Raw genomic sequence first — 11849 nt, forward strand, 5'->3', positions numbered from 1 at the left:
CTGGTTACAACTTAACTCTATTTAATTACTCCTGACTCTCATCTATTTCAACAATATCTGCCCTATGAATCAACGGCGTCCAATCTTCCTCCCATGCCAGTTCTTGAACATCGTCCCAACTCGCATCATCATCAACTTCAATCACAAACTCATACTCTGACGTAACCCACACACGATACCTCTTCACAACAAACACCCTTTCCAATTAAATACATATGCTACAGCTAATCATAGTTTAAGCGGCTATATAACTAATTAGAAGGGTGTTAAGTACTTTGCAGCACTACCTTAAGGTTGTTGCAGCAATTGTCATATTAAATAATTAGAAGGATTATCTTTACCTCAAATACTTAAACAATCGACTTTCAATCGGCTCTTTAAACTTCAACTCCATCTCAACGACGCTCTTGCTCTTGCCGTCCCCAATAGGTTTCTCAAGTTGATGAATGGTGTCTACTTTTGGTTGAACTTCACCCAAGTAGTAGAAGTCTAATCCTTCATCGTCGGATTTCTTCACGAAGACATGAATTGCCCAATCTTTTGGATTTTGCATAATTTGAATCTCAGGTGAACTAAGCTTACGACCTGCTTTACTAACCCAATGCATAGTTGACTCATCCAACAAGGCATCCTCATAAGCAATCTCCGCTCCTTGGAAATCCTCACCTTTATCCAATGTTACAAAGATAACGAATATTTTTTCTTCATCATCACGAACATAACCACCTATGTTCTGGTCTACAATTTGTTCTTTCCAACCTAACAGTCTAATCGTATCTCGGCGGAAGTATTTTTGATACCTTGTTAACGGTGACGACTGGTCAAATTCCTTACTTAATAGCCAAGCTGTTTTAAACACGTCTTTTGCATGATTAGCAAAGTAATCAACTTTCAACGCTTCAATAAATGCTTGCGTGAATTTAATCGTTTCACCCTCAATGTTAATGAGTTCCGCCCCTTTATAAGCCATCTTCAAAGTTCCGGTATAAAAGTCTAATGACAACGTTTTGATTACTGAATCTACCGTTCTTTGTGAATAATCCAAGTTAAATTGTTTAAATAATTGAACAATTTCTACTCGTGTCATCATGTATGAATTACTTTCCATTAAGGCTTTCATTAAAACAATTTCATGTTGACGCTTGCCAGGGAGAATTTCTTTCGATAAAAACTTTAACATCTTATTATCTATATCAGAAAGAACTTGATCACTATCTTTCATTTTTTTCAAGAAGCCATGGTAATTATCCGAGCGATTCATAATAATTAACGGATCTAATGTATTTGATTCTTTGAAATCCGACAAATTCGGCACACGATTTAAACGTTCTTTTAACTTCGTATAGGTCTTTCTTAGTTCAGCAATTGTATCTAATTTTACTTGATCAATTGAAGCAAATATCCGCTCTTTAGCTACTTGCTCAAAGTTAATGGATGAAAGGCCAGTAATATAACTTGTCTCAAACGTATCCCGGCGTAAATTATCTTTATTCCCAGAGATATCCCCGGACAAGGCCATTGGAATCATGTAATTATTCTTATAATTGCCGATAAAATCAACTATAGTCACAAACTCCTTGGACTTGTGTTTACGTAGGCCACGTCCCATTTGTTGAACAAAGATAATACTAGATTGGGTATTACGTAACATGACAACTTGGTTCACCATAGGAATATCAATCCCTTCGTTGAATATGTCGACAGTAAAGATATACTCAATCTCTCCCGCTTCCAAACGTTGAATCTCATATTCTCGATCCTCAATCGAATGGTCGCCCGTTAAGTGAGAGGATGGAATACCCAAACGATTAAATTGCCCGGCCAATATCTCTGCTTCATTCTTGCGACTACAAAATACCAAACCACGCACTTTATTATGTGATACTCCATAATAATCTAGCTTCTCAATGAGGAATTTCACTCGATCTTCTAGTACAAGATGCTTCAAGTCTGTTACTTCAGAAATAACTTCGCCATCTTTTTCATAATCAGTCACCCCAAAATAATGAAAGGGACTCAATAAGTCCTCCTCTAATGCTTCTTGCAGACGAATCTCATACGCGATATTATAATCAAATAATTCATAAATATTGATTTTATCTGTTCGCTCAGGGGTCGCTGTAACACCTAGTAGAAATTGCGGTTCAAAGTAATTGATTGTCTTAATATAAGAATTGGCCCCGGCCTTATGGACTTCATCAATGAGTATATAATCAAATTCATCCGGTTCGAATAGTTGGTGGTACTCTAGTTTTGAGATCGTTTGGATCGTAGCAAAAAGGTATTTTGCATTAATGTCTTTTCGATTACCGGATAGTATTCCATAATCTCCGCTACTTCCACCGATTACTCTTTGAAAGGAACGCATCGCATCTTTTAAGATTTGTTCCCGATGAACAATGAATAACATCTTGTTTGGTCTTGCATTCAATACATCAAAGGCAGCTAAGTACGTTTTACCCGTACCTGTTGCTGAAATAACAAGTCCTCTTTGTTCTCCAGACTCTCGCAAAGCCTTCAAACTAGACAGTGCTGCTTCTTGCATTCTATTAGGTACAATATAGTTTTCTTTCAGTGGCGGATCGTTGATTACCGACAAATCGGTAATCTCTTCAACTATATAATTCTCTCTATACTCTGTTACCCATTCCTGTGTTAGAGGTATCGCTTGTTCCCACTGCTCCTCCAAATGCATCTTCATCTGGTGAATTATTTCTCCATGGTTATAAGAAGTTAACCTCACATTCCATTCGTAGTTGAGCTTCAAGGCGCTCATTGTTAAGTTTGAACTACCTATAATGAAAGAATGGTAATCTGGATGCTCAAATAAATAACCTTTCGCATGAAAACCACGTTTTTCAGATAATCTTACTTCCAAGTTGGGTATCTTCATTAATGATTCAAAGACATCAGGATGATTAAATTGTAAGTAAGTCGACGTGATCAGGCGCCCTTTTATTCCTCTTTGGTTTAAATCATTTAAATAAGTCTTAATTGCATTCAGCCCATCTTGCGTAACAAATGCAATTGAAAATATAAACGAGATGCACTCTTCAGTCTCTTCCTGCAAGTGATTCAGTAGAAACTCTTTTTTCTCTGGCTGATTAATAATCAATTTTGGATCATAAAATGTTCCTATTTCTTTTCGATTAATAAATGCTTTTTTTAGTGATTGTTCTAATAATTCCATGGCTTACCTCAACTTAGTTTTATTTTGCTTAATTTTTCTACTGTTGGTATATCAGCAGGCGCCCATTCTAATGATTTGATTTCTTTTGGTTCTAACCATTTAATATCTACATGTTCTGTTAATACTGGTTCCCCTTCACTTAAGTGACATATAATAGTTGTTAAGTTCACGATACCAAAGTCATATTCATAACTTACTTTGTCATATATGTCGTTTTCAACAGTTACTACAATTTTTAGTTCTTCTTTTAATTCACGTTGTAATGCTTCTTGAGGCGTTTCACCTTTTTCGATTTTTCCCCCTGGAAATTCCCACAAATAAGGCAGTGACTTTTCTCCACCTCTTTGAGCACAAAGTATCTTATTACCTTTAATTAAAATAGCCCCTACAACGTCAATATTTTTCTTCATTTTTTCACCTTAATCTTAACTATTTTTATATCATTTTACTATATGATTATTCTTATTGCTGAAATTTTTCTATGATTTCTCTCACACCACTTCTACACCCATCAACCCAACCAAGCCTAAGGCTTGTTCTCTGGACACTTGGCAGCCTTTCAAGTCTTCGATGGCGACTCGGATTGAGTCAAAGTTTGATGTGCTAAGGTTGATGCCTTTTAAAGGTGTATGATCAAAGGTAATGTCATTGAGTTCACACTCTTCAAAGTTGACTTGCTTTAGTTTACATTCAAAGAAGGCTGCTTCTTGAAGTGACGACTCTTGAAAGTAGACTCGCACTAACTTTGAATCCGCGAATGTAGATAAGTTTAAGATTGCCTCTTGGAATAGTGTGTCACCTAACATGGTTTCAGAGAACTGAGTTCCGAGTAACTTACAATTTTCAAACTCTACTCGGTGAATGGATGCTTGGCTTAGATTTACATTCGAGAAGTCACAGCCGATAAAGCGCACATCAGTCAGATCTGCATCACTTAAATCCATATCGTTGAATATACCGTCACGAATGACGCAATTATATAATCGCACTTGTTCCACCTGAACGGTTGTAAAGTCAGGTTCATTCAAATCATAGCCATCTAGTTCTAAGATATAATCATGGGGTTGGTATAAGTCTTTTAACTCTTTTTCTTCTAAATCCGCTTGTATTACTGGTCGTTTAATTCTCATCATCTCGCACCCTTCTTTTTACTTATGGCTATTGTAGCATAGGCTCTATCTTTTTCTCACCCTTCTTTGGTTATCTATTGCGACTCTTTCCGGATTCTGTTAGACTTTTTCTTATTAGTAATTTAAGGAGGGCTTCCGATGCTTATAGACTTAGTAGACAAAGAACCTGATGTATTAAAGTCTGTCGCTGATTTGTGGTTAGCTGTGAATTTAGAAGTGCATGATTTTGTTGACCCAGCCTATTGGACCAGTCATTATGATGATGTGCTCTCAGCTTTTCATGAAGCGAATATGGTGCTTTATCAAGAAGACAATCGACTGTTAGGCTTTGTTGGTATGACGGGAGACTATATTGCGGGTATTTTTATTGAGAAGGAGAGTCGACACAGAGGCATTGGAAGCCAGTTGTTGACTTATTTAAAAAGCCAACACAAATCTTTGACACTTTCTGTTTATTCACGCAATTCGCAGGCGATACAATTTTATAAAAGGCATGGTTTTCAATTTATTGAGGAGTGTTTAGATGAAGAAACTCAAGAGAAAGAATGGCTAATGACCTGGACAGCAACTTAGATTATCAAAGCCCCCCAACCAAACTCAATATGAACTGCCCCCTGTCAAGTAGACAGGTAAATAATAAAAATAGTTAAGGCGAATCTTCAGATTCGTCTTTTCTTTATATAGGTTTGGATGCCCTTCCATTTCATTAAGTGCTAGACACACTTATGATTAACAGCGGCTTGTTGAAAGTGATTTAAATAAATAGTCCTACGACGATAGCCATAAATTCCATTAAATGTTCCATGTGATTCTTGAATGATTGCCATTAATTTTTTTAAGCGCAATTCTGTATGTGATGGTTGACGTTTTAACTATTTATAAAAACTCGATTGGCTCACTTTTAATGCTTGGCACAGCCAGGTTACTTTTTAAGCTTTTTCTTCGTAAGTCGTTTTTTTCCCTTTCATCAGATACACCTCTGGCTTTGAATTGTAGGATTGAGACTCCCCACCATTAGTATACCTAAAAATCTAGCTACGAATCGTTTTCTGAGATGGAATATTATATTTAATTGCCAGTTCATAGATGGATATCTTATCGATCCGGTGTTCTTGTGCCACTTGTTCTCTAAATTCCGATGAATAGTGTTGATGCTTATTCGGTGGTTGAAGGCCATCAATGCCATGTTGTTGATAGAGCCTCACTTCAAATAAAAAGTATGTATTCTCATACTGTAGTCCTAAATTCTTCAACATAGGAAAAGTCATACCCTCTAAATATTGAAGAATATAAAATTCCAGTTCAACCACTGTATGCTTCATATTTGAGTACATAATAAATCCCCCTAAAGTAGTTTACTTTTTTAAGTGTCTACTTTAGAGGGAGCATATCATAAACTCTTCATATAATTTAATCACCTTTTAGGTCACTATAAATCTGCTCTCTTCCCACTTCGACTTAATTCCACAAAGAATCTTTAGGCCAAGCAATAGACCGCTCATATTCTTGTGTTCCTTTAGAATATCGAATCTTCGAAGTTTTCGGCGGCGAGCGATCAAAACATTTAATACTTACCTTGTGATGTACCTTAAAATACAGGTTCCTACTTCTCGAAAGATGACCTCACCTTTTTCATATAGCTCCATTATATAAGTGGACATGATTTTTTATTACAAGAATAGTTGGTTGAATACAATACGCCAATCAAAAAAGTTAGAGAAGTATCACTAATTTTATAAGAAGCATTCACTCTCTTATACTCAACTTTAGATAAAACGAGTGCACCAAATTCAACTCCAGTAAATCTCCGGTGTAAGCGAAGATTTAAAACTGTCTTCATTTTCTACAATTGGATTTATTTCTAGGATATTTACGTGCACTCCTACTCATAATAAGCACTCCTTTAATCTGATAACCAAGGTACACGTTAATTACATATTAACAAAAAACTAAATATCTTCATTGCGCATCATCCAATATCCCAAAATCTTCTTCAACCACCTTATAAATATCGACTTACCAATCTAGTCTGCATAAGCTAATCCATACCTTACCCCCATCTTCTGACAATTTTATATCCTTTTAACAAAAAAACTTTTTTTCTCCTTAATTTTATTATTTTCAATCCTTACACTTGTAATTAGTTGAGGCAATTAATGATTAGTTTTATGCGATTTATAAATTAATTTTCTCAATTAAATACACCTTTATTTTTTGTTATATTATATAACGATGTTATCCTAATCTTGGTTAACATTATCAAAACAGCCTTATTTCGTGTTATATTTTATAACACCATCCGTCATAACTGACTTGTTTTGTGTATTTTTTATGAATATAATCTAACAATACTAAATAATATTATTAATATTTTATTGGAGGGTTTTATATGACGACGACTTGGACAAAAGAACGAATTATGGCAGATGCGAAAGAAAATAATGTAAAATTTATACGCTTAATGTTTACCGACATCTTAGGTACGATAAAAAACGTAGAAATTCCTCTGTCTCAATTAAGTAAAGCTTTAGACAACAATATGACCTTTGATGGTTCATCAATAGAAGGCTTTGTACGAATCGAAGAGAGTGATATGTACTTGGTACCTGACTTACAAACTTGGCTGATTTTTGATTGGAATATTGCAAGCGATGATACCAAGCGCATTGCTCATCTGATCTGTGACGTTGAGACATCATCTCGTGAGCTATTCTCAGGGGATCCTAGAAGCAACTTGAAACGTGTTCTGGAAGAGATGGAAGAACTCGGCTTCTCTGACTTTTACTTAGGCCCCGAAGCAGAGTTTTTCTTATTCAAGTTAGATGAAGAAGGGAATCCAACGATGACATTGAATGATCACGGTGGTTACTTTGACTTAGCTCCGACAGATTTGGCGGAGAACTGTCGCCGTGATATTGTTCTAGAACTAGAAGCTCTTGGCTTCGAGATTGAAGCGAGTCATCACGAAGTGGCCGATGGGCAACATGAGATCGACTGGAAATACGCTGATGCGGTGACGGCTTGCGATAATATTCAAACTTTCAAGCTCATTGTTAAGACCGTAGCTCGACGCCATCATCTTCATGCTACGTTTATGCCGAAACCGCTTTTTGGCATCAATGGTTCTGGTATGCACTTTAATATGTCACTCTTTACTGAAAGTGGTAATTCTTTCTACGATGAAAGTACGCGGTCCGGCTTATCTAAGACAGCCAAGCATTTTATTGCAGGTCTGATGGAGTACGCACCGGCCTTTACTGCCGTCTGCAACCCAACCGTGAACTCCTATAAACGACTAGTCCCTGGCTACGAAGCCCCAGTCTATGTGGCTTGGAGCGAGAAAAACCGCTCCCCATTAATTCGTATTCCAGCAGCTCGTGGCAACTCAACCCGTGTTGAATTAAGGAGTGTCGATCCATCGGCCAATCCCTATCTTGCTCTAGCGACGATTCTTAGCGCTGGATTAAAAGGTATTAGAGAAGAACTCGAAGCACCGGCTCCGGTTGATTGCAACATCTACAGCATGACCGCTCGCGAGCGTCTTGACCAAGGGATTACAAGCTTGCCGGGTTCATTACAAGAAGCCATACATGAATTGAAAGCTTCAGACCCAATCTTGGATGCTTTAGGGCCGCATATCTCTACTAGCTTTATTAAAGCCAAGACAAAAGAGTACGAGGAATATGCCAAATATGTCTCACCATGGGAAATTGAACAATATTTTACTAATTATTAAAACATGATTAGTAATTAGTTGACGTCAATTAGTATCAATGTTATTCTATAAAAAAGGTTTTGTGCGAGGCGCGGTTGACATGAGGACTTATGGGTCTGGGGGGATATCGCCGAAACGAATTATCGTTGGTTAGTCATCATAATAGGTGGCTAACTGTTCAACTTAACTGCCAGTTAAGCTGATTGTGCAAGCAATTACCGGGCAAAAGTATACCACTCTTCTACTGGAAGGATCATGGACTTTTGTTCGTGGTCCTATTTTTTATTCACTAAATTAAGGAGAGAGTGTTATGACAAAATTAACAAATAAAAAGGCCATTCCCTTTACAAAAATGGAAGGAATTGGCAATGACTATGTTTATATTAATGACTTAAAGGAAGAGATTGAAGATCTAGCAGAATTAGCAATTCAAGTAAGTGAACGACACTTTGGCATTGGTAGTGATGGTCTCATCGTGCTTCGCCCATCTAATAAGGCAGATTTCCAGATGCGGATGTTCAACCTAGATGGCAGCGAAGGTCGGATGTGCGGCAATGGCATCCGTTGTTTAGCCAAATTTATCTACGATAATGGCCTTTGGGATCAAGAATCGATTGAGATTGAGACACTAAGTGGCGTCAAAACCGTCCAGCTCATTTTCAATGATCAAGGTGAAGTCACAGGAGCTCGGGTCAATATGGGCCAAGCAATTATCGATACGGCCTTGATTCCAATTACGGTAGAGGAAGACCAATGGATTAATCAGGCCATTACAATCGCCGGGCAAGCTTATCAAGTGACTGGTGTATCGATGGGGAACCCTCATCTCGTTATCTTTCAAGAAAATATCAAAGACTTGGACTTACAAGCACTTGGACCTCGCTTTGAATATGACACGCGCTTTCCTGAACAAATCAATACCGAATTTGCCCACGTTCACAACCGGCAAGAAATTAGCATGCGCGTGTGGGAACGTGGGAGTGGCGAGACTTTGGCTTGCGGAACCGGCGCCTGTGCGGTTGCGGTCGCCGGGGTGTTGAATGGCCTTACTGAAGAGACGGTTAAGGTGAACCTCTTAGGGGGAACACTCACAATCACATGGGATCGGAGCGACACAGGGCATGTTTATATGGAAGGCCCTGCCCGCACTTCATTCACTGGTCACTACTTTCCACAAGTACATTAGGAGGATTTATCATGCAAGCAAATCATAATTATTCAAGAATTTCTGACAGTTACTTATTCTCAACCATTGCTCAAAAAATTGACACTTACACTCAACTAAACCCTGACAAAGAGATTATTCGTTTAGGCATCGGGGATGTGACCCAACCCCTTGTTCCAGGAATCATTCAAGCCCTCCATCAAGCGGTGGATGAACAAGCTTCTACTGATACTTTTCGTGGATATGGCCCTGAAGGCGGTTATGACTTTCTGAGAGAGGCAATAGCCCAACATGATTATCAAGAAGTTGGCCTGTCAATGGATAGCAGTGAAGTCTTTGTATCAGACGGCGCCAAAAGTGATATCGCCAACTTGCAAGAATTATTCGCACTCGATAGCATCATCGCCATGGGAGACCCTATCTACCCTGTCTACATCGACAGCAATGTACTCACAGGTCGCTTGGGCGAATGGAATGAAGAGCTTGGTCAATGGAGTGAGCTTGTCTATTTAGAAAGTCATGCGGAAAATCACTTCCGACCTGCCCTCCCTACTGAGAAAGTTGATGTCATTTACTTATGCTACCCCAATAACCCGACTGGGATGACTCTAACGAAAGATGAACTGCAACAATGGGTCGATTTTGCCTTAGAAAATGAAAGTCTAATCCTCTTCGATGCAGCTTATGAAGCTTATATTCAAGAAGACGGTATTCCTCATTCCATCTATGAATGTGAAGGTGCCGAGCGTTGTGCGATTGAGGTCCGTAGTTTCTCTAAGAAAGCCGGTTTTACTGGCTTACGTTTGGGATACTCCGTCGTTCCAAAAGCACTGACTTTCCAAAATATGAATTTGAACCAAATGTGGCACCGCCGTCATTCGACCAAATTCAATGGCGCCCCTTACATCATCCAAAGAGCCGGTTGGGCTTGTTACCAAGAACCTGTCAGGACACAAATCGAGGAAAATATTAGCTATTATATGGAAAATGCTCGAATGATCAAGGAAGGTTTGAAAGAAGTAGGTGCAACCGTTTATGGTGGCGACAATGCACCTTATATTTGGCTTAAAACGCCAGTTGGTGTCTCATCCTGGGAATTCTTCGATCAGTTATTGGAAAAAGTTCAAGTAGTGGGAACCCCAGGGGTAGGATTTGGACCAAGCGGTGAAGGATACTTTAGACTGACCGCCTTCAATACCCGCGCTAAAACTGCAATAGCGATTGAGAGATTGCAGAAGTATTATAGTGAGTAGGGTTTAGAGAGTGTAGGCGATTTTGTTAGTAGATTAAATTTTGGTATAATGATACCCCCAAAGGTTAGATTTTAGTCTTACTTTGGTTCTTTGTCAAATAGTGTTGGTGAATATTTAAGGCGATAGATTTAGTTCTATCGTCTTATTTTTTGATGTAAGTTATTTCGCGATCTGTTGGATTGGAGGATATTCTTTTATAGAGCCTCTTCGTCACAAAAATACAATGGGCGTACAGATTCAGCATTAAGTTGTTGAAGTTGGGTTGAGATTAAAATACGACACCTTAAGTGACCGTAATTGCGATAACCTTAGTCAGATCGTTTGATTATCTTGATTTTATTTACGGTGCCTTCCACAACGCCATTCGAGAGTGTATAAGTTAAGCTGTTTTTAATATCTAACGCGTAGGAAGTTAAGGTTCGAAACGCTGTTCTCACCTTGTGTGGGAATACCTATCCATGGTGATGGTTTTTACCTGCCGCCGTTCTTCCAGTGAGAGCCGTAAGAAATAAGCCCTTAAATACAGTTGAGTTCGGCCTTCAAGGATCTCCACCATTTGATGTGTCGCGTTATTCATTAACAGACACGACATTGCCCCAGGAACATTTTTAACCGATTTAAATTCATCGATCGTCAAGTGGGACGTTAAGCAACTGGATTTAGGATTTAGGTTGTCCCCATAGGTTTTTAATTGACGGATGACCGTTGTAGTTGAAACATTCAGGTGTTGGGCGATGAAGGTCATGGACTGCATCTGAGCTAATTCTTCAAGGATGACATACTTCACCGCATTAGAAATAAAACAATGCCGACGAGTTAAGGGAGTGACGGCCACTGTGGTCCGACGGCAATGTTTACACAAATAGCGTTGTTTCTTTAACTTTAAATAGACAGGTTGAAAGTTGTATTGTCCCAATAAAACAACGGAATTCATCGTACCGTTTCGAATGATATCGTGACTACTTTGATTTAGACAGCCACAATGAGAACAGGCTTGAGGCAGATGATCGAGATCCCCGTCACCGTGAGGACTTTTCGATGGGTCACCTTCACATCCAGGGACGTCGATTGAGCCGATGGCGGTAGAATGTAAGTAAGCCATGTTGATTTCCTTACTTATGTGTTTGGTCGTACTTACATCATAGCGGAAATCACTGGCTTTTTGTGTATACAAAAATAGTGCGGGTGATTTCTCACCAACACTAAAAAATATAAAACCAAAAAAAAACGGTTCTACAATAAATAGGGTTGATGACAAAAATTAAAATGTCATCAACCCTATCTTTGTGTCTTCTAAAAGACGCAGATATTCGTTATATTAAAAGTACCACCAAATAACATAAGGAGAATATCTACGCATGAACCATTTTATCCAAAAAACCTTTCAATTAAAAGA

12 protein-coding genes are annotated in these 11849 nt (G+C 38.5%); 4 read left to right on the forward strand and 8 right to left on the reverse strand.

What is annotated here, in order from left to right:
• Positions 1-25: 25 nt before the first annotated feature.
• The 4 genes from ACEN3Z_RS03640 to ACEN3Z_RS03655 form a co-directional block, all read right to left on the reverse strand.
• Positions 26-172 (reverse strand): hypothetical protein, encoded by a 147-nt coding sequence (locus ACEN3Z_RS03640; RefSeq protein ID WP_407089660.1) that lies wholly within the window; start codon positions 170-172, stop codon positions 26-28.
• 165 nt (positions 173-337) lie between these two features.
• The gene (locus tag ACEN3Z_RS03645; protein WP_407089661.1) at positions 338-3190 is read right to left on the reverse strand and encodes a DUF3427 domain-containing protein; all 2853 of its coding nucleotides are present in this window, start codon (positions 3188-3190) and stop codon (positions 338-340) included.
• An 8-nt stretch (positions 3191-3198) separates the two neighbouring features.
• Complete coding sequence (locus ACEN3Z_RS03650) at positions 3199-3600, reverse strand: (deoxy)nucleoside triphosphate pyrophosphohydrolase (RefSeq protein ID WP_407089662.1); 402 nt, start codon at positions 3598-3600, stop codon at positions 3199-3201.
• Between the two features lie 81 nt (positions 3601-3681).
• The gene (locus tag ACEN3Z_RS03655) at positions 3682-4323 is read right to left on the reverse strand and encodes a pentapeptide repeat-containing protein (protein WP_407089663.1); all 642 of its coding nucleotides are present in this window, start codon (positions 4321-4323) and stop codon (positions 3682-3684) included.
• Positions 4324-4458: 135 nt separating this feature from the next.
• Between ACEN3Z_RS03655 and ACEN3Z_RS03660 the strand changes: the two genes are divergently transcribed.
• Positions 4459-4893 (forward strand): GNAT family N-acetyltransferase, encoded by a 435-nt coding sequence (locus ACEN3Z_RS03660; RefSeq protein WP_407089664.1) that lies wholly within the window; start codon positions 4459-4461, stop codon positions 4891-4893.
• Positions 4894-5033: 140 nt separating this feature from the next.
• Here ACEN3Z_RS03660 and ACEN3Z_RS03665 read toward each other — a convergent pair whose 3' ends face one another.
• Complete coding sequence (locus tag ACEN3Z_RS03665) at positions 5034-5147, reverse strand: IS3 family transposase (protein WP_407089673.1); 114 nt, start codon at positions 5145-5147, stop codon at positions 5034-5036.
• Positions 5148-5351: 204 nt separating this feature from the next.
• Positions 5352-5654, reverse strand: a complete 303-nt coding sequence (locus tag ACEN3Z_RS03670; RefSeq protein ID WP_407089665.1) for a hypothetical protein — start codon at positions 5652-5654, stop codon at positions 5352-5354.
• A gap of 1055 nt (positions 5655-6709) precedes the next feature.
• On the opposite strand from ACEN3Z_RS03670, the gene glnA reads away from it, so the two are divergent.
• The 3 genes from glnA (at position 6710) to ACEN3Z_RS03685 (ending at position 10453) form a co-directional block, all read left to right on the forward strand.
• Positions 6710-8056, forward strand: a complete 1347-nt coding sequence (gene glnA / locus ACEN3Z_RS03675) for a type I glutamate--ammonia ligase (RefSeq protein ID WP_407089666.1) — start codon at positions 6710-6712, stop codon at positions 8054-8056.
• 289 nt (positions 8057-8345) lie between these two features.
• The gene (gene dapF, locus ACEN3Z_RS03680; protein WP_407089667.1) at positions 8346-9221 is read left to right on the forward strand and encodes a diaminopimelate epimerase; all 876 of its coding nucleotides are present in this window, start codon (positions 8346-8348) and stop codon (positions 9219-9221) included.
• A gap of 11 nt (positions 9222-9232) precedes the next feature.
• Positions 9233-10453: an LL-diaminopimelate aminotransferase gene (locus ACEN3Z_RS03685; protein ID WP_407089668.1), complete on the forward strand. Its 1221-nt coding sequence runs from the start codon at positions 9233-9235 to the stop codon at positions 10451-10453.
• Positions 10454-10761: 308 nt separating this feature from the next.
• Here ACEN3Z_RS03685 and ACEN3Z_RS03690 read toward each other — a convergent pair whose 3' ends face one another.
• Complete coding sequence (locus ACEN3Z_RS03690; protein ID WP_407089669.1) at positions 10762-10890, reverse strand: transposase; 129 nt, start codon at positions 10888-10890, stop codon at positions 10762-10764.
• Positions 10887-11711, reverse strand: a complete 825-nt coding sequence (locus ACEN3Z_RS03695) for a helix-turn-helix domain-containing protein (RefSeq protein ID WP_407089670.1) — start codon at positions 11709-11711, stop codon at positions 10887-10889. The genes ACEN3Z_RS03690 and ACEN3Z_RS03695 overlap by 4 nt, the downstream gene beginning before the upstream one ends.
• Positions 11712-11849 lie beyond the last annotated feature (138 nt).

This window comes from Ruoffia sp. FAM 26254 (assembly GCF_045528545.1).
In the GTDB taxonomy this organism is placed as follows: Bacteria; Bacillota; Bacilli; order Lactobacillales; family Aerococcaceae; genus Ruoffia; species Ruoffia halotolerans.